Here is a 25,468-nt window from a genome sequence, read left to right as displayed (position 1 = left end):
AAAAATAAGACAATCATTGAGTCTTTGTTCGTAAAAACGGGAACATGAGCCTCAACTTCAACTACCGGCACCTGTATTACTTCTGGGTGGTGGCCAAGGAAGGCGGCATGGCGCGCGCCGCCGATCGCCTGGGCATGGCCGTGCAAACCGTGAGCGCGCAGGTGCGTGAGCTGGAACGCTCACTCGGCCACGCCCTACTCAAGCCGGCCGGCCGCGGGCTGGTGCTCACCGAGGCGGGGCAAGCCGCGGTTCGGCAGGCCGACCAGATATTTGCGCTGGGCGAGCAGCTGGAAGACATCGTCCAGACCGCCGCCAGCGACCCCGGCGTGCGCCTGGCCGTGGGCATTTCAGACCGTCTGCCCAAGCTGGTGGTGCGCACCCTGATGCTGCCAGTGCTGGCCACGCCCAACCTGCGCCTGATTTGCCGCGAAGACGGCGTGGAAGACATGCTGGCCGACCTGGCCCTGCACCGCCTGGACGTGGTGCTGACCGACCGCCCTGCCCCGCCCAACCCCAGCCTGAAGCTCTACAGCCATTCCCTGGGCGATTCGGCCGTGGCCTGGTACGGCCCGCCAGCGCTGGCCAAACAAGCCGCAAAGGGTTTTCCGGAATCGCTGGCAGAAGTGCCGGTGTTGCTGCCCACGGCCAGCGCGGCGGTGCGTGGGCGGCTCGACCACTGGTTCGAGCAGCGCGGCATCCGCCCCAATGTGGTGGGTGAATTTGAAGACAGCGCACTGCTGAAAACCTTCGGTGCGGGCGGCATGGGCGTATTCCCGGCCACCGAGCTGGTGGAAGCCGAGCTGATCGAGCGCTACCAGGTCAAGCGCGTCGGCGCGTGCGAGGGCGTGCGCGAGCACTTCTGGGCGGTGGACACGGAGAAGAAGGTGCAGCACCCGCTGGTGCAGCGCATGCTGCCCGGCCAGCAGCATGTGGTGTTGAGGGGGTGAGTGCTGGGCAGCTGCGCCCCGGGGCAATGGCATCCACCGAGGCGTCCAAAAAGACAAGCGCCGGATCTTGTCAATGTGCCGGTTGCCGTCGATAGTTGGCGCCTCGCCATTGACCACCGCCACCGGCTGCCGCCCATGTACATCCCCGCGCACTTCGCCATCACCGAGCCCGCCGAGTTGCACCGCATAGTCCAGGCCCACCCGCTGGGCATGCTGGTCACGCATGGCGAGTCGGGCCTGGACGCCGACCACATTCCCTTCGAATTCGACCCGGCCAAAGGTGCGCTGGGCGCGCTGACGGCCCATGTGGCGCGGGCCAACACGCTGTGGCAACGCTGCCCCACGGGTACGCCGGTGATGGTGGTCTTCAGGGGCGCCGAGGCTTACATCTCGCCGAACTGGTACCCCAGCAAACATGAAGCGCACCGCCAGGTGCCCACCTGGAACTACGAGGTCGTGCACGCCCACGGCACCTTGACGATCCACGATGACGAGCGCTTCGTGCGCGGCCTCGTCGGCCGGCTCACCCGCCACCACGAAGCGGCCGAGCCCAAGCCATGGAAGATGGGCGACTCCGAGCCTGCCTTCATCAACGAAATGCTGGGCAAGATCGTCGGCATCGAGATCGCAGTGACGTCGCTGGTGGGCAAGGCCAAGCTCAGCCAGAACAAGGAATTGCGTGACCAGCAGTCAGCCGCCGAGATGCTGGCCTCACGCGGGCATGGGGAGCTGGCGCGGGCCATGCAAGGCGCCCCCCGTTGATCATCGATCAATCGGCCGAACAGACCGGCATCGGTTCTGCGGCGTCATGCCACCTTCGGCCCCAGCAGACTTGGTCAATGCACTTCTCCCGGCGATGCGCCCGGCGTTGCTCTACCCGAGGCTGAGCACAACCGCCAACAACGGTACGGTTACCTGAAATTTCAGCTACAGGCAGCGCGATCACTGCCGATGACGTGGTTGACCTGCATCAAAGCAGGAGCGAGCGGCCCGACACGGTCGCCGGCGATACCGCCCTTGACCCCAACCGGCATTGATCACCATGAAGCTGCGCACTCAAATCATCGCTTTTGGCCTCGCGGGCGCCGTGGGCGCGGCGGTCGTGGGAGGCATCGGCCTGATGGCCTCGTCCCGGCTGGGCCAGAGCCTGGATGCGTCCGTACAGGGGGCCTCGGCGCTGCAGGCCAGCCAGTCGGCGGACATGATGCACGACGCCGTTCGGGGTGACGCCCAGCTCGCCCTGCTGGGTGCGATGGAGCAGGACAAGGCCAAGATCACCGAGGCCACCGAAGACCTGAAGACCCACGCGGAGACCTTCCGCACCTCATTGGCCAAACTCACGCCCGACGTGCTGGACGAGGCCGGACGCACAGCGCTGGCCGAGGTGCAGCCGCTGGTGAAGGCCTACCTCGCTGAAGCCGATCGGACGGTGAGCGCCGCAATGACGAGTGCCGATGCCGCACGCGAGGCTTCGAGCGGCTTGCAGAAGGCCTTCACCAACCTGGAAGTCAAGATGGCGGCGCTGTCGGAGGCCATCGAGCAGCACAGCGAAGCCATCAATGCCGAGGGCCAGGCCAATGTGCGGGCCACCGCCATGGCCATTGGCGCCGCCTTGCTGGCCACGGTAGTGGCGGTGGTGCTGGGCGCGCTGTGGCTGGCCCAGCGCATGACGCAACCCATGGTGGCCGCCGTGAAGGCCGCCGAGCGCCTTGCGGCAGGCGACCTGACGGGCGCCATCCGCCCCGAGGGCAACGACGAAACCCAATTGCTGCTGCAAGCCATGAAGCGCATGCAAGACAGTTTGTCGGCCACGGTGCAGGCGGTGCAGCGCAATGCGCGCCAGGTGGCCGAGGCCAGTGATCAGATCGCCCAGGGCAACCAGGATCTGTCGAACCGCACCGAGGTGCAGGCGGGCTCACTGCAGCAGACCGCATCAACGATGGAACAACTGGGCAGCACCGTGCGCAACAACGCCGACAACGCCCGCCAGGCCAGCCAGCTGGCCAGCGCCGCCTCCGGCGTGGCGGTGCAAGGTGGCACGGTGATGGGCCAGGTGGTGCAGACCATGGCCGGCATCAATGACAGTGCGCGCCGCATCTCCGACATCATCGGCACCATTGACGGCATCGCCTTCCAGACCAACATCCTGGCGCTGAACGCGGCGGTGGAAGCCGCTCGGGCGGGGGAACAGGGCCGCGGATTTGCGGTGGTTGCGAGTGAAGTGCGCAGCCTGGCCCAGCGCAGTGCCGCTGCCGCGCGTGAGGTGAAGAAGCTGGTCAGCGACAGCGTCGAGCGCGTTGAGCAGGGCACGACGCTGGTCGGCCAGGCCGGCGGCACGATGAACGAGATCGTGGCCTCGATCCGCCGCGTGACGGACATCGTCACCGAAATCAGTGCCGCCAGTGCCGAGCAGAGCTCGGGCGTCAGCCAGGTGGGCGAGACGGTGGCGCAGATGGACCAATCCACCCAGCAGAACGCGGCGCTGGTGGAGGAAAGTGCCGCCGCAGCCGAGTCACTGCGCAGCCAGGCCCAGGCGCTGGTTCAGTCGATGGCGGTGTTCCGCGTGGCGGTGACCCACTGAGGCCTCTCCGGCCAGCCTGCGCTGGTTGACGTTCTCCAAACTGCCGCGCAACGGACGCGATATCGTTGCGCTCTCAGGAGGAAGATCCACACCATGCAAACTCGAAACGCGCCGCTACGCCCTGCCCGCGTCAGCCGGCTGCTCGGCCTGATCGGCCTGATCGGCACCTGCGCACTGCTGGCCACCGCCGTACCGGCCCACGCCGACACCACCACCGCGCACTGCCGCGTCATCCCGAAGGGCCAGCCGGCGCAAGCCACCGCAGGGGAATGCAGCTTTTCGCAGCGCCAGGGCTTTGTCAGCATCGAGCTGGCCAACGGCACCCGCATCGAGCTGACCCCTGACGAACAACGTGCCGGCGTCTACAAAGATGCTCAAGGCCGACTCGCCACGCGGCAGCGCGGGCTGGGCAGCCAGGGCCAGATCTACAAGCTGCAGGACCAGACCATCGAGGTGCGCTGGAAGGCGCCCGCCGGCAGCCCGGCGCCGAAGGCCGCCGTGGTGTTTGATCAGACACTGACGCTGCAAGGCGTGAGCTTTCACGTCACGGCTGTGCGTGCAGGTTCTGGAGCAACGCAAGTCCGCATCCAGCCCAGCGGTCTGGCCATCACCAACGCGGCGCAAACCCTCAGCGTGAATGCCGACGTGGTGAATGCCGAGGTGGCTGACCTGGATGTGGACGGCTCCCCCGAGGTGTACGTTTACCTGCGCGGCAGAACGCCCGAGGCCCCCGGGCAGTTGCTGGCCTTCGCCGCGAACAACAGGAAGTCACTCAGCGGCATTTACCTGCCCGCCTTGGGGAACTTGCCCGAGCTGCAGACGGGCTACCGCGGCCGCGACGAATTTGCGGTGGTGGAAAGCCGCCTGGAGCGCCGCTTTCCGGTGTACCGCGCCGGTGATGCGCTGGAGGCGCCCGGCGGCGGCATGCGGCAGATCAGCTACCGGCTGGAACGCGGTGAAGCCAGCTGGCAGCTGGTGGTTCACCGCGTGAGCCACTACTGAGGCTTCAGCGCCAACCAGCGATCGTCACGCCCAGGCCAACCTTGGTCTGGCGCAGGTTGTAGTCGACCAGGCTTTCGCCATAACCGCTGAACACCTGGAAGAAGCCATGCAGCGCGCCGTCCATCGGGAACACCCATTCCAGCTGGGCCGAGCCGCGTGAGCGCTCGCCACCCTTCAGGCTGTGGCGGGCCTGCAAGGTGATGGCGTGGTCGCCCCAGTAACGGCTGATCAGCAGCTCGCCGCGGCCGATGTAGTCCTGCACATCCGGGTTGTCGTCGTCGGCAGGCTTTTCACGCAGGCGCAGCCAGGGGCGGAACTCGGCCACCCACTCCCCCCGCTCGGCCGCCAGTGAGCCAATCACCCGGTTCCAGCTGCGCGACAGCGGCAGCGAGCGGCCGTTGGACTGGTGGTTCAGCGAGAGCGACGCCACCCGCAGGTTCCAACCCACCACTGGCACATTCATCGGCACGGCCAGGATGATCTCGGGCTCGTAATTGGTTTCGCGGAACGGCCGCGACGCCGCGCCGTTGTAGACCTGCCAGCGCGACGACTGCGTGTAGGCAGCCCACAGCGACACCGGCGTGCCGAGCACCTGGTCATCGAGCTTCGACTTGAAGCTGAGCTGGTACTTGGCTTCCACCGCGCTGAGGTCGAGGTCGGACGACACCGAGTGGTTGGGCGAAGGCGACGATGGCTGCAGGTTCACCTTGTTCGTCCAGGTGGCCGGCAGCAGGTAGACCGGCTTGTGCACACGCGGTGCAAACAAGGTGGACGATTGCCCAGCCAGGTCCCAGCGCTGCGAGAGGTGCGTGTCTTGCGGCACCGGTGCCTTGCCGACTACCAACGGCGCGGTGATGGCGCTTGAAGCAGTTGGTGCCGATGAGGCGGTGATCATGGCCGAGGCCGTCGCCGGGGCACTCGCTGCGGCGTCTCGCCCATGAAGGCGGTCATAGCAGGCGAGGCGCAGGGCGGCATCGGCCTCCTGCACGCAGAGTGCGGCGGCGTCTACACCCGTCACCGCCTGTGCCGATGCGGCCATGACACCCAGCAAGCAGGCCGACCACCGACGCGCAGCCGGGCGCACAGACTTCAACTCCATCGATCACTCCTCAGCTCAGATCTGGTGGAAGCATTCTCTGCGCACTCGTGACCCCTTGATGCAAACCCTCGCATCAACCGACTTGACAGAAGCGATTACGGACGTAAACAATAAACCGTCTACACATGTAATCAATCATGAAAACACTCCCTCCCATCAGCGACGCCGAGAGCCATGTGATGGAGCAGCTCTGGCAGTCCGCTCCGCAAGCTGCGGAAGACCTGGCCGCCACGCTCGGTGCCAGCCAGGGCTGGCAACCCAGCACCGTGAAGACGCTGCTGAACCGGCTGCTGCAGAAGGGGGCAGTTTCAGCTGAACGCGACGGCCGCCGCTTTCTCTACTCGCCTCTGGTCGAGCGCCAGGCATGGCTCGGCAGCCAGAGCATCTCGCTGATCGACCGCCTGTTTGGCGGCGGGCTGGCGCCGCTGGTCGCCCAGTTCGCCTCGCAGCGCAAGTTGTCGAAGGCCGATGTGGCGGCCCTGAAGGCGCTGCTGAAGGAGCAAGGCCATGATTGACGCACTCTGGACCCTGGCACTTCGCCAGGCACTGCTGCTGAGCATCGCCATCATCCTGCTGCGCGCTGCACGGCCAATGCTGCTGCGGCAAGGCCCCGGTTTCACTTATGCCGCCTGGTGGCTGGTGCCCGCGATGCTGTTGACGCCGCTCCTGCCGCAACCGGCCAACGCAGTGGTGACCCGGTTCAGTGTCGATGTACTCGGTCCACTCGCCAGCCTGGCCGGCCAGGATGGCCTGCCGCAGGCCCCTTTACCGGCGGACGATGCCCAACACCACCGGTGGTGGATGCTGGTGTGGCTGGTTGGCACGGCCACGGCGCTGCTGGTGCAGGCGTTGCGGCAATGGCGAGTGGCAAGGCTGGGGACAACCTTGCCGGCAGGCAGCAGCCCGGCACTGATCGGCCTGCTGCGGCCGCGGCTGGCACTGCCCGCTGACTTCGACAGCCGCTTCAGTCGCGAGGAGCGCGAGCTGATCCTGGTACATGAAGCCGTGCACCAGGCACGCCTGGACAACCTGTGGAACCTCATCAGCGCCGTGCTGCTGGCCATGCACTGGTGGAACCCGCTGGCCTGGTGGGCGGCGCGCCGCCTGCAGGCCGATCAGGAACTGGCCTGCGACCAGGCCGTTGTAGGCGCCATGCCAGAGCGCCTGCCCGTGTACGTTCAGGCGCTGCTGGCGGCGCATCACCTCCCTACCCACACCGCGCCGGTGGCCAGCCGCTGGGCCAGCGCACATCCCCTCGTCGACAGGATTGCCATGCTGAAACACACCCCGGCCTCCAGCCGCACCCGCAAATCCCTGATGGCCGCTGGCCTGGCCGCCTGTGCGGGCCTGTGCTGGACGAGCCAGGCGGCCTCGCTGTCGAACCCGGCAGGCCCGGAGCTGAAGCTCAGCCTGGTGATCTCTCAGCAAGTTGGCGAGCGGGTCAACCGCCTGCAACTGGCGCTGGCCGGCCGCGACGGCCAAACCATGCACCTCGACCACCCCGGTGACGGCAGTGACGCCAATCCCCCCATGGCACTGGACCTGACCGCGCACGTGGTGGCGCCCGGCCGGGTGCGCATCGATGCGGTGATGTGGGAGGGGCGCCCGCTGGCGGTCGTCTCACGACCGGTGATGTTGATGCCCCTGGACGAACCCGGCTTGATCGAGAACGTAGACGCTGCGCGCGGCACGCGCACCAGCCTCGTGGTGGTGCCCAGCGTGGTCAAGCTTCCCTGAGCGCTGCGCAGATCGCACCTGCCTCGCGACGCGTCTCGTGTGAGCCGCGTCGCTCAAGGCCGGCGCTCAACCCGCTGGCGGTCAAGGAAAGGCAGCAGTTGGTCGCGCCATACGGTGTAGCCCGCCAGATTGGGGTGCAGGCCGTCGGTGAACAAACCACCGAGTTGACGGCCCTGGGCGTCCACAAACCCAGGCTGCAGATCGAGGTACACGGTGTACGGCGCGAACTCGGGCGACGCGGCCATCGCCATCAACTGTGCATTCACCGGCAGCACCACATCAGCCTGCCGCGCCGGCTCACTGGTGGGCAGCAATGACTGCAGCACGATGCGCGCTTGCGGCTGCCGCTGGTGCACGCTGCGCAGCACCTCGCGCACCCCCATCACGATGCTCGGCACCACCGGGCTCTCGGCCGCCCAGGAGTTGTTGATGCCCAGCATCAGCACGATGAACTGTGGCTTCAGCCCGGGCGCATCAAGTTGGCCGCGCCCGCCCTGTGCGCGGGGCTGCAGCCGGTGCAGCACATGCTCGATCCGGTCGCCCGAGATGCCGATGTTGAAGGCGCGGTTGGCCGGCTGCGCCTGGCTGCCAAACGTGGCGTTCCACACCTGCTGCCCGAACTTCCGGCCGGGCACCCAGGGGTCATCGTCCAGCAACCAGAAATCGGTGATGGAGTCCCCCACGAACACCAGCCGGGTGGCCGCCATGGCCGGGCCATCCTGCATCTGCTGCTCGATGGCGGCCTGGCGCTTCTGCCAATGCTCAACCCGCGCGGCGGGTTGGGTGGAGACGAAGGGCGCTGACGTTGTGGGCGCTGTTGTGGGCGCTGTTGTGGGCGCGGTTGTGGATGTCTTTGCGGACGTGCTGGCGCTCACCCCCGTCAACGCCCCCAGCGCCAGCAGCGTCAAGCAAGACATGAATCGCATGGGCATCCTTGATCAAGAAGAACGGTGGCCTGGTGAGGCACGAGCTCAGCGCTTGCCCAGCAGGAACAACAGCGGCGTTTCAAGCCGGTCGGCCCAGGCCTTTTCGTTGTGGCCGGTGCCTGCAAACACGCGGGTATCGAAGTTCACGCCGTCCACATAGCCGCGCTCACGCGCCAGGTCGTCCACCACCGATTGGTAGGGCGCATACAGCGCATCGAGCTCGGTGGTGCCGTGGTCTTGATAGAGGCGGTGGGTGGCGGGGTCTGCCAGGTGGTCGCGCAGGTAGTTGAAGGCGGCCAGTGGAATGGCGGCATTGGCCTTGTGCATGCCCACCCAATGCGTCGACAAGCCGGCCGCGCCGCCAAACACCTGCGGGTATTCGTTCATCGCGTAGACCGAGATCAGCCCGCCCATGCTCGAGCCCATCAGCACGGTGCTGGCCGCGTCGCGCCGCGTGGCGTAGCGCGCATCGATGGCCGGCTTCAGCTCTTCCACCAGAAAGCGCAGATAAGCATCGCTCTGCGGCTTGCCTTTCAGGCTTTGTGCCACGTGCTGCTCACGCCGCGCTGCAGGCATCAGCGGCAGGAATTTCTGCGGGAAGTACTCACTGTGGCGGTACGGGCCGTTGTTCCACACACCCACCACGATGGTGTCGGTCAAGCGGCCGTCGTTGATGAGCCGCTGCACCGCCTCGTGCACGTTCCAGGCTTGCCTGTTCCAGGTGGTGCGGGCATCGAACAGCATCTGGCCATCGTGCATGTAGAGCACGGCATGCGGCCGGTCGGCCCGGTAACCCGCTGGCAGCCACACATCCACATGGCGGGCATCCACGAACTTCGAGGGGAAGTTGGCCAGCCGCTCCAGGCGGCCCACTGCCACGTTGGGCAGAGGCGCGCTGGCCACGACGGGCGTTTCAGCGGCGGTGGCTGACAGGGTGGCGGAGGTGAGGATCATCAACGTGGCTCCCAGCGCATGCAGGGCTGTGCGCAACGGCTGGCGCGTGGCGTGAAAAAGGGTGCGGGATAAGGTCGGTGTCATGGCGGAGGTGATTCAGGCTCACGCTGCAGTATCTCGACGCCCACCGCGGCGATGTGGGCGTCTCAGCACCAGTACTGACTGTTTTATGACCCTCAAGGCGCCAGAATCGGTGCATGAGAGTGAAGAAGGAGCATGTCACCCACGCCCACCAGAGCTTCCGCTTCATGCGGCTGACACTCGGGGCCTTTCAGGCACAGCACCACAGCCATCGGCAGATGGAGCTGACGTGGATCGAGCAAGGCACGGGCCTGCGCTTCGTGGGCAATGACGTGGCCCCGTTTGAATCAGGCGATCTGGTGCTGCTGGGGCCGGACGTGCCGCACACCTGGGTCAGCGCAGCCGAGCGGGCCGGCGAGCCGCACCAGGTCACCGTGCTGCAGTTCGCACCAGAGCTGATCGAGCAAACGGGCCTGCCGGAGTTGGCCGCGCTCGGGCCGCTGGTGGCACGCGCGGCGCAAGGTCTGCGCATTGAGGGCGCCGCACGCGACGCGCTGGTGCCCGTGCTGCGCCGCATGCCGCAGCACTCTGACCTGCTGCGCCTGGCCGACCTGTTCACCGTGCTGGGCCTGCTGCTGCAGCACCCGCACTGCCTGGTACCCATTGCTGCTGCCGTGGCGCCGCGCGCAGCTGGCAGCCGCAGCGCCGAGCCCGGCCGCGTCGATCGGGTGATCGACTGGATCCATCGCCACCTCGATCAACCGCTGACCGTGGACGACGCGGCGGCGCTGGTGCATGTCACACCCGCCGCGTTCAGCCGCTTCTTCCGCCGCGAGGTCGGCAAGGGCTTCACGGCTTACATCAACGACGTGCGCTGCAGCGAGGCCGGGTTGCGGCTGCGGCTGAGCGAGCGGCCAGTGGCCTTGATCGCCCGCGAGTGCGGCTTCGACACCCTGTCGCACTTCAACCGGCAGTTCCGGCAACGCACCGGCCAGACGCCGCGGGACTTCAGGCGTGCTGCGGCAGGTTGAACCGCGACACCACGTTCACGAGCGCCTGCGCCTGATCGCGCAGGCTCCCGGCCGCCGCGGCAGCTTCATCCACCAGCGAGGCGTTCTGGTGCGTGGTCTGGTCGAGGTGCTCCACCGCACGGCCCACGACCGACACGCCGGTGCGCTGCTCGATGCTGGCGTGGTTGATCTCGCTGATGATGTGGCTGACGCGCTGGATGGCCGCCACGATGTCCTGCATCGCACGGCCGGCGTCGTCGACCTGGCGCGTGCCATGGTCCACCCGCTCGACGCTGGCGGTGATCAGGGTCTTGATCTCCCGAGCGGCCGATGCACTGCGCCCGGCCAGGCTGCGCACCTCGGACGCGACCACGGCAAAGCCGCGGCCTTGCTCGCCGGCGCGGGCGGCTTCCACTGCCGCGTTCAGGGCCAGGATGTTGGTCTGGAAGGCAATGCCGTCGATCACGCCGATGATGTCGCTGATCTTGCGCGACGAGGTATTGATCTCCTGCATCGTGCCCACCACCGCGCCCACCACGTCACCGCCCTTCACAGCCAGGCTGGCGGCATCCACGGCCAGCTGGTTGGCGGTGGCGGCATGGTCGGCGTTCTGGTTGGCGGCACTGCCCAGCTCACCCATGGTGTTGGAGGTTTGCTGCAGCGCGGCACTCTGGTTCTCAGTGCGCGAGGCCAGGTCCTGGTTGCCCTGGGCGATCTGGTCACTGGCCACGGCCACGCCATTGGCATGTGAGCGCACGTCGGTCACCAGCTTCGACAAACTGTTGATCATGTGAGCGATGGTGCCGGCCAACGCGGCCAGCTCGTCGTTGCCGCGCGGCGGCTCGGACGCGCTCAGGTCACCCTCAGCCACCCGCTTCAGGGCCTTCACGGAGCGGGCCAATGGCCGGCAGATGCTGCGGCTCACCGCCACGATCAGCCACACCATCACCAGCGACACCACCAGCGCACTGGCGGCTGCTTGCCACCGGGCCGCAGCCACCACCGCATCGAACAAGGCCATGTCTTCTCCGGCACGCTGGGTGCCGGCTTTCACGGTGGCGTCCACGCCGGCGCGGTGCGCCTCATACAGACGGTGCATGTCGGCGAGGGAGCCCTTCACGGCATCGACCCCGCCAGAGCGCGCCTGGGCGGTGGCGGCACGGGCCGCGGCGATGAACTTTTCGCCCTGCTGGTGTTGCTCACCCAGCAAGGTGGCTTGCAACTCGCCCGGGGGGTTGGCGCGCCAGTAGTCGACGCGGTCCTGGTATTCCTTGGCCAGGCGCTGCACCTCGGCGTCGGCGGCTTCGGGCGTCAACGTGCCCTCCACCAGCCGCGACACCACCAGGCGCATTTCCACCAGGTACAGCGGCGGCGGCAGGATGTCGGCCACCACGTCCTTGGAAACGAAAACCCGTTGACTCACGTCCGTCAGCCGATTGCCCAACCAGACCGTGAGGCTGGTGCACACGATCACGGCCATCACGGCCAGCCCCGCCAGGGCAGCAAGCCGCCAGCGGATGGACATCTGTCGAAGAAAGTACTGCATTGTTCTTTCCGGTGGGCATGGAGAGCGGAATGGCTCTGTCGTCATGCGTATTCGGCTGCGGGCGGTCGCGGCTGAAGGTCATTTCTCACGAATGGCCACCTGTTGCCAAATTGACGCGCTTTACCCCTGAAGATGATGCACGGCTTGTCAGTGCCCATGAACTGAATGAACATACAGTTTTGCAGGTGGCGTGATGGAGTTGATTCGCAAGTTGGGGGTGCTGGCCGATGCGGCCAAATACGACGCGTCGTGCGCGTCCAGCGGCACCAACAGCCGCGATTCAAAGGGCGGCCGCGGCATCGGCTCCACCGACGGCGCGGGCATCTGCCACAGCTACACGCCGGATGGCCGCTGCATCTCGCTGCTGAAAATCCTGCTGACGAACTACTGCGTCTACGACTGCCTCTACTGCATCAACCGCATCAGCTCGAACGTGCCGCGGGCCCGGTTCACGGTGCAGGAAGTGGTGAACCTGACGCTCGATTTTTATCGGCGCAACTGCATCGAAGGCCTGTTCCTCAGCTCCGGCATCATCCAGAGCCCCGACTACACGATGGAGCGCGTGGTGGAGGTGGCCCGGGTGCTGCGTGAGGAACACGACTTCCGCGGCTACATCCACCTGAAGACCATCCCCGATGCCAGCCCTGAGCTGCTGGCCCGGGCCGGCCTGTATGCCGACCGCCTGAGCATCAACATCGAGCTGCCCACGCCCGAAGGCCTGAAGGCGCTCGCGCCCGAGAAGGACGTCGACGCCATCCAGCGCAGCATGGGCCGCTTGTCGGTGCACATTGCCGAAGCCAAGGAAGCGCGCGCCACCCCGATCGCGCTGCCGGTGTCGGGCACCCGCCGGGCCAAGCCGCCGCGCTTTGCGCCGGGCGGCCAGAGCACGCAGATGATCGTGGGCGCTGATGCCACCACCGACAGCACCATCCTGGCCACCAGCGCCAGCCTGTATGGCGACTACCGCCTCAAGCGCGTGTATTACTCGGCCTTCAGCCCGATCCCTGATGCCGCCGGCGCCCTGCCGCTGAAGGCGCCGCCGCTGGTGCGCGAACACCGGCTCTACCAGGCCGACTGGCTGATGCGCTTCTACGGCTTCACCCACGACGAGATCGTGCCGCCGTCGCAGGACGGCCAACTGGCGCTGGACGTGGACCCCAAACTGGCATGGGCGCTGGGCCACCCAGAGTTTTTCCCGGTCGACCTGAACCGCGCGCCGAAGGAACGGCTGCTGCGTGTGCCGGGCCTGGGCGTCACCTCCGTGCAGCGCATCCTCAGCAGCCGGCGCGTGCGACGCCTGCGCCGGGCTGACCTGCGCGCGCTGAAGGTGCCCGAAGCCAAGGTGCTGCCCTTTGTGCAGCTGCAAGACCACGTGCCCACCACGCCGGGAGACAACCGCGCGGTGGCCCGTGCGCTGCGGCCGGAGGTGCCGGTACAAGGTGATCTGTTCGCAGACATGTTTGGTGGCCTACCGGCCCAGGGTGCTGTTGCGGCCCCCGTGGTAGCCGCTGCCCCGCTGCCACTGGCCCAGCCGGTGCAGCCCGCCCTCATCGGCCCATGAGCGAGAACGCGGCAGACCGCCACATCGAGCTGGCCGGCCCGACCGACCTGGCGGGCTTCAAGCTGGCGGCCCGGGCCTTGCTGGCCGCCGGTTGCCCACCGGGCGCCGTGCGCTGGCAGGTGCGTGGTGAGGCTGCGGGCGCCGATGCGCTCAGTGGTGACCTGTTTGCTGCTGACGAACACGACACGGGCGCAGGCGCAGGCTCAGCCAACGAGCCACCCGAGACCAGCCCAACCGCCGTGAGCCACACCGCCCCGCCCATCCGTGTGCCCGCCTGGGTGGCGGAGCTGCTGCAGATGGCCTGCCGCCACTCGGACCCCGAGCGCTACGCCCTCGCCTATCGCCTGTTGTGGCGTCTGCAGCGTGAACCCGGATTGCGCCACGACGCACTCGACCCCGACCGGCAGCGCCTGAACCAGATGGCCCGACAGGTGGGCCGTGACCAGCACAAGATGAAGGCGTTTGTGCGCTTCCGGCCCGTGACTGCCTGGGTAGATGAAGAAGCTCGCCTGAGCCGCATCGTGCACATGGCCTGGTTCGAGCCCGAACACCACATCGTCGAGGCCATGGCCGGCTTCTTCTCACGCCGCTTTAGCAACATGGACTGGGCCATCCTCACGCCGCGCTGCTGCCTGCACTGGCAAGACCGCCAATTGCAGATCAGCCCGGGCGCCAGCAAGGCGGATGCGCCCGATGCCGACGCCGGCGAGGCGCTGTGGCTGGCCTACTACCGCAACACCTTCAACCCGGCCCGGCTGAAGCTCAACATGATGCGCAAGGAAATGCCGCGCAAGTACTGGCACAACCTGCCCGAGGCCAGCCTCATCACCGAGCTGACGCAAACCGCCCATGAGCGACACGGACAGATGCTGCAGGCCTCGGCCAGCAATGTGATCGAGGCCGAGCCGCCAGCCGCGTCAGCACCGCGGCTTTAGGGCGAGCACAGCGTCATTCAACAGGCGCAGGCTCGCTCTCGGTGTAGCGGTCAGGCTCGGTGGTGTGGAGAATTTCGTTCAGCAGCGACGTCGCGTAATTCCCGGCGGGCAGCGCGAACGTGATCACCAGCTGGTCGGCTTGCAGCCATTCCCAGGACATGTCTTGCGGGCTCGCCACCAGCGAGCGGCGCTGCTGGTCGAGGCCCGCGTGCTCCATGCCGTCGCACAGCACGGCGTTGCGTTCGGCCACGCCGTTTTCCAGCGCCTGCGCGTCTTCAGTGGTGCTCACCCGGCCACGGCCCCACAGCGGCCCGGTGGGGCGGCCAACCTCGTCCATCACGTCGCCGGGCAGGGTCTTGACCCAGAGCCCTTGCTGCATGCGCAGCGCCAGCACTTCATTGAAGATGAAGGAGCGCACCGCAGACAGGTAGATGCCCTTCTTCTTCGGATTGCGCACACGGATCTCACGCGCCAGCATGGCCCGGCCCTGCTCGACGTTGCCGCCGTCATGGCCGAAACGCTGGGCACCGAAGTAGTTGGGCACACCATGTGCCGCCACGGCCTTGAGATTGGCCTCGATGGCGTCGCGATCGCCCGTCACCTCACGCAACACGATGCGGAAGTGGTTGCCCAGCAGATCACCCGGGCGCAGCTTCTTCACATGGCGGCTCTGGCTCAGCACCTTGAACTCCGGGTGCTGCAGCTGGGTCAGGTCGGGCGTCTCGCCCTTCGGCAAGTAAATGCTGAACCACTGGCGGGTGATGGCGTAGCGGTCCTTCAGACCGGCATAGCCCACGTCGCGCTCGTCCACGCCGGCAGCAGCGGCCAGTTGCTGGGCGACGAAGGCGGTATTGGCACCGTTCTTCTCGATGTCCAGCCAGATGTGTTCGCCCTCACCGGAGGGCAGTTGCAGCGGCAGTTCGGTCACGATGAAATCCTCGTTGAGGAGTTTCAGCGTGGCAGTGGCGCCGCTGGCCGGATAGGCGTTGGGCCACTGCGGCAGGGTCGTGTATTGAGCGTTGGTCATGAGCGGTCTGACGGCACCAGCTGTAGCCAGGCACAGACTGCCGGGCCGACCAGGGGCCGTCGAGGCGGTGATTGTCGTCTACCGGCAGGCTGCGGCGGGGCAGGCGCGGGCTCAGGCAGCGCGGGAGCGCGTCTGCGGCGTGTAGTCCATGTAGTTCACTGCGGCTGTCGACCGCGTCACGGTGAATCCAGTCTCTCGTAAAACCCGCGAGCGGGATTTGATGCGAGCACATGGAGGCGAACGGGCAAAGCAAGCGAGATGGATGTATTCAAAGGCGTCGACGCTTGCCAAATGCAAGGTCACGCCAGTCGCACCCATCGTTATTTCGCGGGCTTCATGTACCTGTCGAAGTTCTGGATGTAGTCGTCCAGATTTTCGGCCAGCATCTTTTCGTACTCTGCAACGAAGAACTTGATCGTGTCCTCGCGGCCCTGTCTCATCTCCTCGGCGCTGTCGAAGCCAGTTGCGCTCAGCCACGCATTGAATCTGCTCGTGCCGAAGAGCATGGATGCGCTCACCTTGCCGCGAGTGCTCTTTGAAATCTGGCCATTGGACAGGTTGATGTGCGCGTCGGCGCGGCTATAGAACTCGGGATCCGTATCTGCGGGCATTGGTGTTCCTCGTTTTCAATTGCGGCGGTGAGGGTCGGGGCTGCCTCTGAGGGGGGAGCACGGCATTGGAGCCACGCGTGCGCCCTCGGAGGATCAAGAGCACCCTTCCACGTACCGGATGCTCTCATCCCCAGCGTAGATTTCCGTGACGCGGTTCCCACCGATCTCGAACTTCACGCCAAAGCGCTTCCCCTGTTCCCAGACGAAGTAGTAGAAGCCGTCGTCATCGTACTTGTGCGGCTGTATCTCGAGCCGTGAACCGAACACCTGTTTGAGTCGGTCCGTCGAGTCTCCAACCTGGATGCCGGAGAGCGTCCGGACAGTTGGCTTCGAAATCACGAGTCGCGTGATCCTGCCGTTCTGGACCATCAGGCTCACGCCCTCGAACCCCTTCTCCGGAATCAGGTCATCGCAAAACGCATCCATGGGCCTGTCCTCGAACGTCTTCAGGCGTGTGCCCATCAGTCGGGCGGCTTCGGCCGGTGTCATGCCAGCACGAATCGGGCCGTATCCGCGCGTCGTGATCCGCCAGCTGTCGTCTGCACCGCTGATCGATGGGTGGAGGAGCAAGGCAGCCAGGGCTGCAACAGCGTGCTTCATGAGGCCCGACGATTGAAAGGCCCACCGCGTGTGCGCACCAACGCAATTGAACGATTGCGGGGCTTCATGTCTGGTGCCTGAGGTTTGAGCTGTGCGGCCGACTGGAGCGCCAGGCTTCAGTCTCACTTGCAGAACAGACGAACATCGTTCTCCGCGACCTGCCGATCGTAGGCATCCGTCGATGCGCCATTGCCATGCCTGACCGCACCGCTGAGCACGTCGCGGGCCAGGTTGCACTTGGACTCATTGCTGTCATCACTCCGGCCGCCGGACAAAGATTTGGCGGGACGGCTCGAAGCGCGCTCTCTCGGCTCTTCCCTGCCCTTGGTGCCTGGCGACGCACCAAATGTCGCCGCGGGAATGCTCGAAGTTGTCGCCCCCGGTCGAACAGCTTGCGGCGGTGGGGTCGAGACCTTCAAGTCGACGGCCTTCTCGTTGGCTTCCGCAGGCTTGCGTTCGGAGTAATGCACCCGGCCGTCTTTGTCGACCCACTTGTAAACCTCTGCACCCAACGCTTCAGGTGCCGAACACAGCGACGCAAGGGCGATGAGGAAGCTGGTGAGTTTGCCGATTGAATGGGTCATGCTGAGGTTCTGAATGCTGATGAGAGTTTCGCTGGTCGGGCGAAATGCGCCGCTTGGCAGAGGAATGCTCGAGCGACCCTTCAGGCGGCAGACCACCCTGTGACGACTGACGTTTGACTTGGCGAGCAACGCATGTTGCCTCTGGGCTCGTGCCGATACATGCTGCGAAAAATCAGATTCGGCGCTGAGCGTAGGGCCAGTCGTCCATGCGAAAAACCCATGCGCTACCAAGGCCTGCCTCTTGACGAGTATCGGTCGTCAGACCAGGTCGCAGCCAGCGTCTGTGCATGCTCGGACGCCGAGAGAGCCTCTTCGTAAGCAGCCCCGGTGGTCGCCAGAAGAAAGTAGCTGGCTTTGGGGTCGATCAGCTTTGCATTGAAGTACGCCGACGCCAGCGACACCTTCTGCCCGTCGGGCGGGTCACGGTACCAATGGCCGAACTTGACTTCGAGATCACTGAGGCGAACTTTGTTGGGCTGGAAGATGGCCTCGATCGCGACCACTCGATTGGAATCCGCTCTTCGTTGACCCGGCGCGGAGCGCTCGCTGCGGATCAGGATCTCCGAGACAGCACCTTGCTGAATCTGGTAGGCAGCGCCCCAATCAGCCAATTCAGTCCGCCGGGGTCGAGTGGCGTGTTCATCCAGGTGCCTTGTGACCTCGTTGAAGCTTCTCGTTCTGGCAATGACGACAAGCAGTTCATGCACAAGACCCAGATCGCCCATGGGCGAAAGCGGCGTGGGCAATCTGTCGGCGCCCTTGGCGACTTCGCCCTTCGCGGACAGGTTGAGGAGCGACAACACAGCGGCGGGCACGAAGCGCGTCATCACGAGCCGTCGATGGCGATTGGTCATTGTTTGACGTCTGACTTTGAAATGGGGAGGCCGGAACCAGCTGCCCCAGCAGCTACAGGCCCGCTCGACCGACGGGTTATGCCGCACTCGCACTCAACACAAAACTGAGGCACGGACAAGGCTGCATCCTTGCCGCGAGAAAGAGGTTCAGGAGAAGACCGCTGTCCAACGGATCACTGTGGATCAGAACTCGCTGGTCATCACGGACGACGACCGGGCTTCGAATCGCAGCGACCCTTGCCACTTGAAGCAGCTCCAGATTCGGTGCAAAGACGAGGCAACTGACCCTCAAGCCTGGCAACTCAGTCGCTCGATCGACGCCGGTTCGGACTTGTTGAAGAGTTCTCTCTTCATCAACCCGCCAAGCCCAGATGCAAACGGCGTCAGATGCCATCCGATCCGTTGCGACGTCCACCACTTTGGTCGGCATCGCTGTTGCTGCCTGAAGCAAGCCTTGAAGCGCAAGAACTGACAAGTGCATGGGTGTCTCCTTTGCAATCAACGTCGCGCTCAACGTCGCGCTGAGCGGGCAACATCCGACCTGCTGCATGGGGCTGATGGCATGCCGTCGGCGCCACGGTTGAACAACACGTCAGGCCGCATCAAGAGCCAACTCCATGACAACCTCGCCCTCGTCCACCTCGCCTGTTGGCTTGAAACCCAGCGACAGGTAGAGCGCCTCAGGGCCCCCCTCATCCGGCACATACGAGATGGAGAGCTTCTTGAACAGGCCCTTGCTGCGGACATGCTCGATGACCTGCAGCATCGCTGCACGGCCGATGCCCTTGCGCTGATGCCTGGCGTCGACCATGAGCCGCCACACCTCCACTTCGGGGCTCTCGGGTACCTGGTCGAGCAACGACTGGTCGGAGAGCATGACGAAGCCGACCGGCTCATCCCCGAGGTAGATGGCCCTGAACCAGGCGTCGGGCGCAAACAGCGCCTGCCCAAGTGACCAGGCGTTCGGTGCCACGAACCGGGTTTGATGTTCGGTGACGGCAAGCTTCATCACTGCGCGTACGGTGTCAGCGGTGATCTCCCGTAGCGTGGTGACTGGTGCGGCGGTGGATTGCATGTGCGGCCTGAGGTTCGAGGCAAGCGGGCGACTACGGCAGACGGCCAAGCGCGCGCGGTGCAGGATAAACCAGGGCAGCACGCGGACGAGGTGGACTGCCGGCGGCGCTGCGCTCAAACCAAGGTGTTAGGGGGGGCGCCGCTCTTCACCCCTGCCTGCTTCGGCCTACTCGGGTGAGCCTTCCGGCACAACACGCCCACGTGTGCAGTGAGCCAGCCATCCAGCAAGGGCTGGAGGCGCATTCATGGAACCTGGTGTTTGAGCTTTTCTGCCTGCGAGGGCGCGTGCTACCTCTTGCCGAACTCCCCGCGCACCGGGAACTCCATCGCACATGGTTGGCCCGAGCAAACGCCCGGTTTGTACTTGGTGAGCATGGCGATGGAGGCGGCGAAGCGACCAAAATCCGGGTCTGGGGCCAGCAGGATTTCAACCTGACTGGCTTCACCGTCGGCTCCCACCAGGACCAGCAGTGAGAGTTGGCCAGTCGCGCGGAATGCGCCTGCACCCTTGCGGATGTTGTCGTACAGAACGCCAAGCCCTTTGAGAGGGAACGGTGGCTGGTCATCTCGGGGCATGTCCACGTACAAGGAACGCAAGCTGGCCTTGTGTTCCTCGCTGAGCTCAGCATAGGGTCTGTCGAGCGGAAGCGAAGATGTCACAAGCGTCCTGACGATGGACGTGCCTGTGGAGGGTGCATCCTGCTTCAGCTTGTAGGTCTGCGAACTGCCAGACTGCGCGAGGGCCGTCGTGGCAAGCAGCGATGACGCCACGAAGACGGCTGTCAGCAATGTTCGAGTCATTGAGGTGCGCCTTGTGATGTGGCTAAGGTTGAAGCTAAGGGGCCGAAACCGACTGGCCACGCGCAGCGACGATCAACTGCCGATCGTAGCGCGGCCAGCTGGTGGAGGCTCAAGCGAGCGGAAGGTTAGACGTCGGCATTCTCGATCTCTGACTGCGCAACTTCAACGTCATATCCGGATTCGAGCTCAAGGAGATAGTGCGGCTCCGGCTTGACCTGCAGGACCGTGACGAGTGAGCCTGCACCGCCCTTATACGGGCCAGCGACCACGCGAACAAAGTCGTTGTGGAAGAAAAAGACCCCCGGGATGACATCCCGATTAAGAAATGCTTGTCCGAGATTGTGCGAGAGCATTTGTGCGGTCTAACGTTGAAGCTGAGCCGCGAGCGGCGACTGGCCGACGTCAGTCGGCTCGAGCGAATGTTTAGGTTGCTCGTTCATGCTTCGGCGGCAAAGAAGGTAAACCCAGAAGGCCGCTCAAGCACCCCACGGACGAACCCAAGTTGATGGCACTCGGCAGCAACGAGAGACAGAGACTTGGCTCCAGGCTGCGACGCGTAAGGCTGGGCGCTCCACTCCCGCGACACCACCTCGATTGCGATGAGGCCAGCGATTTCCGGCGCATTGGCCCAGACAACCTTGGTTGTGAAGAAGCCTGCGATTGATGGCGCCTCATCGGACGACTCAATGCAAAGGCCGTTGCCTTCGAGCAGTACCCTGAAGAACGGCATTCCTGGAGCAACCTAACTTTTGAGCTGCGGGGCCGATGCCAACTGGCCGCGCGCAGCGATGATCAACTGCCGAGCGAAGCGCGGCCAGCTGGCGCAGGTCCACTCGCGCGACTGGTTAGGCCGGACTCGCGTTGCCACCGCGTTCGACATGCTTGGCCTAGAAGCGTGGTTCATGACGAAGACGGACTTGGGAAATCGACCTTTTGTCGGAGCAGAACGCGGACCTGCTCATTGGAGGCGCCATCCCAGGCAGCAAGCAAATTGAAACAGTACAGGCGCTCATTCAGAGTCATGCCGCTACGACCCACGATGCAGTGGTCTCGAAATGCCGACCAGAGCGAGTACACGGTCTCGTGCTCCTGGGGGCTGGCGATCCAGGTGTTGCCGATGTACCTCTCCACGGATTGACGCAGATCTTCAGCGGTACTGGAGTTCTCTGGCCACTCTTCGAGCAACTCAATGAGGCCAAGAACCGCCGGGTCTGACGACACCTTGCGGAGAGCGGGCGCCAGTTCGCCGAGGACCATCTGCGTGCGGCCTAACGACGCTGGGCAATAACCCGATTTTCGGGTGCTGCGCAGTGACGGTTGAATGGTGAGGAAGATGGATTCTTCATTGCGAAACCGGGCTGATTGATCCGAGCCGATTGATCCATTCTGATCGAATTTTCAGCCTTGCCAACGTGATCTGCGAGGGATGGCACTTGTCCCTCTGATTCACGCCCAAACGCCCCGGTTGGCGACCTTCTCGATGTTGTGCACCAGGCAGAACAAGCGCCACTGCGTGCCGACCTTGTCCTTGCCCCGAACCGTGAACCTGCTCAGTCGCTTGTTGTGCCGCAGGTTGCCGAACACTGGCTCCACGGTGGCGATACGCTGGCTGTAAAGCTGACGGCCGTGTGCGCTGTCGATGGTCGCGCGCATGCGGTGGATGGGCTCGTTCGGGTCATCTGGCATGCGCAGATGCACGGCGATCTTGCGCTGCGCTGTCTCTGGCTTGCGGATGCACTGCGGCCGCAGTGCGCAGGCCTGGCAGTCGCTGGCCCGTGCCTTGAACTCCTGTCGCTGATAGCGCCCTGCGTTGTACAGCGCGCCGCTGCTGCGCAGCGTGCAGCCGGCCGGGCAGGTGCAGGTGTTTGCGCCGTCAAATACGAAGTCGGCCACGCTGAAGTACCCCTTGACCTTCGGGTTCGGGCTGGCTGCCGGCTTGCGCTTGTCGTGCAGTACCTCTGCCTTGGCTTTGTGTCTGGCCTGCTCGGCGTAGCGCTCGTCGCGCTGGCGCATCTGGTTGTCTGCCAACAGTGCAGGGATACCTGCCTCGCACAGGGCGTTGACGTTCTCGCTGGAGTGGTAGCCGGCGTCTGCGGTGATCAGCGTGTGAGCGGCCCGCACCGGAGCCGCCGCCTCGATCATCGGCAGCAACATGTTCTGCTCCGAGCCGGAGCCCGTCACCTCGGCGGCCACGATGACCTGGTGTGCGCTGTCCACCGCGGCCTGTGCCGCGTAGCCCTGAATCACGCCCTTGCCGGTCGCCATCTTGGCGCTGTCGGGATCAGTGATGTTGCTCTTGAGCTCCTGACCCCGCTCACTCAGCCGTGGCTTGCGTCCCGCAACGAAGGCGCGAGTGGCGCGAGCCTCTCGACGCAACTCGTCGATGCGGGCCTGGCGCGCGGCGTCCAACGCTGTCGGGCTCTCGCCACCTGCATCCTGCGCTTGATGCAGGGCGAGGATCTTGTCAGCGGCCTTGTCCAGCCGTGCGGCGCGATGCGCCAGCTCATCCATCGTGCCGCTGCGCTCCTTGCTGGCATTGCAGGGCAGCTTCACACCGTCGATGGCAAACATCTGCCGCCCGATCAAGCCCAGGCGGTCACACGTCATCAGCACCTGTACGAACAGCGGCTGGATCTGATCCTTCAACTCGCGCACGAACTTGGCGATGTGCGTGTAGCTGGGTTGGCTGTCGCCGCTGATGGCCATGAACTGAACGTGATGCAGACAGGCATGCGCAATGCTGCGGCTGCTCACCAAACCACGGCTGTAAGCCAGCAGAACAATCTTGAGCATGACCCGTGGGTCGTAGGCACTCGCGCCGACTTCGTCGTTGCGGAACCTCGCGTCCAGCATGCTCAGGTCAAGTTCGTTGTCCACCAAGTGGTCCAGCGCAAACTCGAACGTGCCGGGCTGAATCTGCTCGGCCAACACCACCGGAAGAAATCGGGGGCTGCGGTCAACAGGCTTGTAGCGCGGCATCAGCGGTCCTCGTGGCTCAGCGATGCCCGCAATGTTCTCGTCGCCTGCCGGATCCCACCAGTCGGGCTTACCGCATCAGGGCAGGTTTTTGCACAGCCTCAACGAATGAAAGGGACTTCCCCGTCCCGAACTAGCCGCGATGCGGCAAACGGCAACTGAGTGCCACGATGGGGGGTGCGATCTCTCATCAACTCATTCGGAAGGGGAAGTCCATGACGATTCTGACCGTTGGCATCGATCTCGCCAAGAACGTTTTTGCAGTGCACGGTATCAACGAGGCCGGCAAACCCGAGCTCGTCAAACCCAATGTGGCGCGCGACAAACTGGGCGAGTTGATTGCAGCATTACCGCCGTGCGTGATCGGCATGGAGGCTTGCTCAGGCGCGCATCACTGGGCCAGGCAGTTTGAAGCGCTGGGGCACACCGTGCGGCTGATCGCGCCGAAGTTCGTCACGCCTTACCGCATGAGCGGCAAGCGGGGAAAGAACGATGCAGCGGATGCTGCTGCGATCTGCGAAGCCGTGCAGCGGCCCCACATGCGGTTCGTGCCGGCCAAGAGCCTGGAGCAGCAATCTCGACTGATGGTCCACCGGGCCCGACAAGGGTTCGTCGAGCAGCGCACGGCCACCCTCAACCGCATCCGCGGCCTGCTCAGTGAGTTCGGCATCGTGCTGCCACTGAAGGCGGCCACTGTGCGTCGCAAAGCCTGCGAGTGCCTGGAAGATTTGCCTGGCTACGCCAACACCGTGATCGGTGATCTGCTCAGCGAGGTCACGCGGCTCGATGAACGCGTCGCGCAGTACGACCAGCACATCAAGGCGATGGCGAGGGATGACGAGCGGGCCAAGCGCCTGATGCAGCTCAGCGGCGTTGGCGAAACCACCGCCACCTGCTTGCTGGCGATGATCGGCAACGGGCATGACTTTGATTGCGGCCGGCAGTTCGCTGCGTGGCTGGGTCTGGCACCGGGCCAATACAGCTCAGGAGGCAAGACCCGGTTGGGCCGTATTACCAAGGCCGGTGATGCCTACCTGCGCAGCTTGTTAGTGCTGGGTGCTCGCGCCCTGTTGGCTGCGGCCAAGAACAAGACCGACAGCGTCAGCAAATGGGCCGTAGCCCTGGCAGAGAGACGCGGCTATTGGAAGGCTGTGGTGGCCATTGCGGCGAAGAACGCGCGCATGGCCTGGGCGGTGCTGCGCAAGGGCGAGGCCTTCGCCATGCCAGCCTGAAGCCAGCGTTCGGCATCAATCAAACCCACAGCACCAGGAGCACCGAATTCGACCGCCGCGTGACGGCAGGCGTTGATGACAACAGGTTTGGACCTGCGCGGGGAGTGACCGTTTAACTCAAGGGCGGCCAATGGTTTGCCGGCTAACGAATGGGTCCCCCGCGTGCGTCCTTCATCAGGGTCCGTGGCCATCAACACGCCACACGAATGACCGTTTGTAGTTTGACCAGTCCGCACCTCTTGTCCTCACCACCGCCTGGGCCGAAACCAAGTGGTTGCTTGAACCGCAGTACAAAACAAACAGGCCCGCTGTGCGGGCCTGAGGGGTAGCTTTTGCTTGACGGACGGGGAAGCCCTTGTAGTTGAAGCTTAGGGGCCGGAACCAGCTGGCCGCGCGAAGCGATGATCAACTGCTGAGCGGAGTGCGGCCAGCCGGTTGCGGTCCACTCGAGCGACCGGTTAGCCGTCATTTCGGAATTCCATCCCACCCGCGACGATCCCAGACCTTCTGCACGCGCGCCCAGATTTCGTCCGACATTTGACACTGCCAAACACCGCCAAGCATCCACGCGAACTGTGGGTTCCGGCGAGCCTCCACTTCGACTCGTTCGATAAACGATGGGCCGTGATAGCCAAGCAGATCTTCCATTGGGCCTGCAGCCAAAACTCCAAGAAATGGCTCGGCTCTCGGATCCGACACGGTCGCTACGATGGACTGCCATGCGTGTTCAGGGTGCTTTCGCACAACCCAATCGAACTCATCGAATCCGATCAGGTCATCGTTGTGCCTACCATGGTTCTGTGGGTCACGCTGCCAGGTCGCCCATAAGAGCCATTCTTCAACTAGGCGATCGACGGGTAGCGGTGCTTGCATGACGGCTAACGTTGAAGCTGAGCCGCGAGCGGCGGCTTGCCGACGCGAGTCGGCTCGAGCGACAAGTTAGCCATCGCCGTTGCGCACGACCCAGGCAGCCTGAAACTTGCGTTGTTCATAAGCGCCACCAAGCTACTCCAAGTCGAACGATGTCTTGAGTGGCAAGACAACCTTTCGAAGGTTGTCTTTCAGTTGCACCTCTACAGCCCACGTCCCGGCCGGATCTCCTGGTTCCCCTATGAAGCCAATCACTGGGCCAGACAAGTACATGTTGAATGGATCTCCCGCAATCCGCCCTCTGAAACATGGCACGTCGCGCTGGTTCAAGGACTCGGTTCCATTCGGCCTCGTGACCTTCAGATCGCAAGTTACGTCAGCGGAGCGGTCCTGAGCCAATTTGAAGCGCCCCGGGTTTCATGGAGGCCCGTTGGGTTAAGTCAGGCTTCCGTCAAGGCAGTCTGACTGGCGAGTTGCCGGTAGTAGTTTGCCTCAGCCTCTGCGGGTGGGATGTACCCGA

Annotated in this window: 26 protein-coding genes; 11 read left to right on the top strand and 15 right to left on the bottom strand. The window is 64.7% G+C overall.

The genetic code is table 11. The annotated features are described in order from the left end of the window. Positions 1 to 44: 44 nt before the first annotated feature. The 4 genes from AACH00_RS13720 to AACH00_RS13705 all read left to right on the top strand — a co-directional run bounded on the left by AACH00_RS13720 (position 45) and on the right by AACH00_RS13705 (position 4,530). Positions 45 to 947 (top strand): LysR family transcriptional regulator, encoded by a 903-nt coding sequence (locus AACH00_RS13720; RefSeq protein ID WP_341399724.1) that lies wholly within the window; start codon positions 45 to 47, stop codon positions 945 to 947. Positions 948 to 1,082: 135 nt separating this feature from the next. Continuing rightward, a complete protein-coding gene (locus AACH00_RS13715) occupies positions 1,083 to 1,709 on the top strand; it encodes an FMN-binding negative transcriptional regulator (protein ID WP_341399723.1) in 627 nt (208 codons plus the stop codon). Positions 1,710 to 1,989: 280 nt separating this feature from the next. Then, entirely contained in the window at positions 1,990 to 3,528 is a 1,539-nt protein-coding gene (locus AACH00_RS13710) for a methyl-accepting chemotaxis protein (protein WP_341399722.1), read from the top strand. 93 nt (positions 3,529 to 3,621) lie between these two features. Further along, on the top strand, positions 3,622 to 4,530 hold the full coding sequence (locus AACH00_RS13705; protein WP_341399721.1) for a hypothetical protein: 909 nt from the start codon (positions 3,622 to 3,624) through the stop codon (positions 4,528 to 4,530). Positions 4,531 to 4,534: 4 nt separating this feature from the next. On the opposite strand, the gene AACH00_RS13700 is transcribed toward AACH00_RS13705, so the two are convergent. Beyond that, positions 4,535 to 5,629, bottom strand: coding sequence for a phospholipase A (locus tag AACH00_RS13700; RefSeq protein ID WP_341399720.1), 1,095 nt, complete (start codon positions 5,627 to 5,629; stop codon positions 4,535 to 4,537). A gap of 137 nt (positions 5,630 to 5,766) precedes the next feature. Between AACH00_RS13700 and AACH00_RS13695 the strand changes: the two genes are divergently transcribed. Together AACH00_RS13695 and AACH00_RS13690 are read left to right on the top strand one after the other, a co-directional pair. Next, a complete protein-coding gene (locus AACH00_RS13695; protein ID WP_341399719.1) occupies positions 5,767 to 6,144 on the top strand; it encodes a BlaI/MecI/CopY family transcriptional regulator in 378 nt (125 codons plus the stop codon). Beyond that, on the top strand, positions 6,137 to 7,366 hold the full coding sequence (locus AACH00_RS13690) for a M56 family metallopeptidase (RefSeq protein WP_341399718.1): 1,230 nt from the start codon (positions 6,137 to 6,139) through the stop codon (positions 7,364 to 7,366). Before AACH00_RS13695 ends, AACH00_RS13690 begins: the two co-directional genes overlap by 8 nt. A gap of 53 nt (positions 7,367 to 7,419) precedes the next feature. Here the strand turns inward: AACH00_RS13690 and AACH00_RS13685 are convergent, their stop codons facing one another. Both AACH00_RS13685 and AACH00_RS13680 read right to left on the bottom strand, forming a co-directional pair. After that, complete coding sequence (locus AACH00_RS13685) at positions 7,420 to 8,292, bottom strand: GDSL-type esterase/lipase family protein (protein WP_341399717.1); 873 nt, start codon at positions 8,290 to 8,292, stop codon at positions 7,420 to 7,422. Positions 8,293 to 8,337: 45 nt separating this feature from the next. Continuing rightward, the gene (locus AACH00_RS13680; protein WP_341399716.1) at positions 8,338 to 9,246 is read right to left on the bottom strand and encodes an alpha/beta hydrolase; all 909 of its coding nucleotides are present in this window, start codon (positions 9,244 to 9,246) and stop codon (positions 8,338 to 8,340) included. 197 nt (positions 9,247 to 9,443) lie between these two features. Here AACH00_RS13680 and AACH00_RS13675 point away from each other — a divergent pair, with 197 nt between their 5' ends. Beyond that, positions 9,444 to 10,298 (top strand): helix-turn-helix domain-containing protein, encoded by an 855-nt coding sequence (locus tag AACH00_RS13675; protein WP_341399715.1) that lies wholly within the window; start codon positions 9,444 to 9,446, stop codon positions 10,296 to 10,298. On the opposite strand, the gene AACH00_RS13670 is transcribed toward AACH00_RS13675, so the two are convergent. Continuing rightward, positions 10,276 to 11,823 carry a methyl-accepting chemotaxis protein gene (locus AACH00_RS13670; protein ID WP_341399714.1) on the bottom strand — a complete coding sequence of 516 codons (1,548 nt, stop codon included), beginning with the start codon at positions 11,821 to 11,823 and terminating at the stop codon, positions 10,276 to 10,278. The genes AACH00_RS13675 and AACH00_RS13670 overlap by 23 nt on opposite strands. 29 nt (positions 11,824 to 11,852) lie before the next feature. Between AACH00_RS13670 and AACH00_RS13665 the strand changes: the two genes are divergently transcribed. The 3 genes from AACH00_RS13665 to AACH00_RS13655 are packed head-to-tail and all read left to right on the top strand — an operon-like array spanning position 11,853 to position 14,319. Beyond that, complete coding sequence (locus tag AACH00_RS13665) at positions 11,853 to 12,017, top strand: hypothetical protein (protein WP_341399713.1); 165 nt, start codon at positions 11,853 to 11,855, stop codon at positions 12,015 to 12,017. Further along, positions 12,017 to 13,384 carry a putative DNA modification/repair radical SAM protein gene (locus AACH00_RS13660; RefSeq protein WP_341399712.1) on the top strand — a complete coding sequence of 456 codons (1,368 nt, stop codon included), beginning with the start codon at positions 12,017 to 12,019 and terminating at the stop codon, positions 13,382 to 13,384. The genes AACH00_RS13665 and AACH00_RS13660 overlap by 1 nt, the downstream gene beginning before the upstream one ends. Further along, complete coding sequence (locus AACH00_RS13655) at positions 13,381 to 14,319, top strand: TIGR03915 family putative DNA repair protein (protein WP_341399711.1); 939 nt, start codon at positions 13,381 to 13,383, stop codon at positions 14,317 to 14,319. The genes AACH00_RS13660 and AACH00_RS13655 overlap by 4 nt, the downstream gene beginning before the upstream one ends. A 13-nt stretch (positions 14,320 to 14,332) precedes the next feature. Here the strand turns inward: AACH00_RS13655 and truD are convergent, their stop codons facing one another. The 10 genes from truD to AACH00_RS13605 all read right to left on the bottom strand — a co-directional run bounded on the left by truD (position 14,333) and on the right by AACH00_RS13605 (position 22,849). Further along, positions 14,333 to 15,346, bottom strand: coding sequence for a tRNA pseudouridine(13) synthase TruD (gene truD, locus AACH00_RS13650; RefSeq protein ID WP_341399710.1), 1,014 nt, complete (start codon positions 15,344 to 15,346; stop codon positions 14,333 to 14,335). 320 nt (positions 15,347 to 15,666) lie between these two features. After that, positions 15,667 to 15,957: a DUF3144 domain-containing protein gene (locus AACH00_RS13645; RefSeq protein ID WP_341399709.1), complete on the bottom strand. Its 291-nt coding sequence runs from the start codon at positions 15,955 to 15,957 to the stop codon at positions 15,667 to 15,669. 93 nt (positions 15,958 to 16,050) lie between these two features. Continuing rightward, on the bottom strand, positions 16,051 to 16,557 hold the full coding sequence (locus tag AACH00_RS13640) for a hypothetical protein (RefSeq protein ID WP_341399707.1): 507 nt from the start codon (positions 16,555 to 16,557) through the stop codon (positions 16,051 to 16,053). Positions 16,558 to 16,679: 122 nt separating this feature from the next. Next, entirely contained in the window at positions 16,680 to 17,141 is a 462-nt protein-coding gene (locus AACH00_RS13635; RefSeq protein WP_341399706.1) for a DUF4124 domain-containing protein, read from the bottom strand. Between the two features lie 224 nt (positions 17,142 to 17,365). Continuing rightward, positions 17,366 to 17,995 (bottom strand): hypothetical protein, encoded by a 630-nt coding sequence (locus tag AACH00_RS13630; protein WP_341399705.1) that lies wholly within the window; start codon positions 17,993 to 17,995, stop codon positions 17,366 to 17,368. A 592-nt stretch (positions 17,996 to 18,587) separates the two neighbouring features. Then, a complete protein-coding gene (locus AACH00_RS13625; RefSeq protein ID WP_341399704.1) occupies positions 18,588 to 19,070 on the bottom strand; it encodes a GNAT family N-acetyltransferase in 483 nt (160 codons plus the stop codon). Between the two features lie 287 nt (positions 19,071 to 19,357). Continuing rightward, positions 19,358 to 19,870 carry an energy transducer TonB gene (locus AACH00_RS13620; protein WP_341399703.1) on the bottom strand — a complete coding sequence of 171 codons (513 nt, stop codon included), beginning with the start codon at positions 19,868 to 19,870 and terminating at the stop codon, positions 19,358 to 19,360. Positions 19,871 to 19,995: 125 nt separating this feature from the next. Next, on the bottom strand, positions 19,996 to 20,223 hold the full coding sequence (locus AACH00_RS13615; RefSeq protein WP_341399702.1) for a hypothetical protein: 228 nt from the start codon (positions 20,221 to 20,223) through the stop codon (positions 19,996 to 19,998). Between the two features lie 83 nt (positions 20,224 to 20,306). Next, on the bottom strand, positions 20,307 to 20,600 hold the full coding sequence (locus tag AACH00_RS13610; RefSeq protein ID WP_341399701.1) for a hypothetical protein: 294 nt from the start codon (positions 20,598 to 20,600) through the stop codon (positions 20,307 to 20,309). Positions 20,601 to 21,316: 716 nt separating this feature from the next. Then, entirely contained in the window at positions 21,317 to 22,849 is a 1,533-nt protein-coding gene (locus AACH00_RS13605; RefSeq protein WP_341399700.1) for an IS1182 family transposase, read from the bottom strand. A gap of 212 nt (positions 22,850 to 23,061) precedes the next feature. Here AACH00_RS13605 and AACH00_RS13600 point away from each other — a divergent pair, with 212 nt between their 5' ends. After that, positions 23,062 to 24,078, top strand: a complete 1,017-nt coding sequence (locus AACH00_RS13600; RefSeq protein ID WP_341399699.1) for an IS110 family RNA-guided transposase — start codon at positions 23,062 to 23,064, stop codon at positions 24,076 to 24,078. Positions 24,079 to 24,543: 465 nt separating this feature from the next. Here AACH00_RS13600 and AACH00_RS19880 read toward each other — a convergent pair whose 3' ends face one another. Next, positions 24,544 to 24,951, bottom strand: coding sequence for a DUF6869 domain-containing protein (locus AACH00_RS19880; RefSeq protein WP_423221938.1), 408 nt, complete (start codon positions 24,949 to 24,951; stop codon positions 24,544 to 24,546). Positions 24,952 to 25,468 lie beyond the last annotated feature (517 nt).

The organism is Ideonella margarita (assembly GCF_038066635.1).
GTDB classification, from domain to species: Bacteria; Pseudomonadota; Gammaproteobacteria; order Burkholderiales; family Burkholderiaceae_C; genus Ideonella; species Ideonella margarita.
This window is presented reverse-complemented; position numbering and strand designations above follow the sequence as displayed.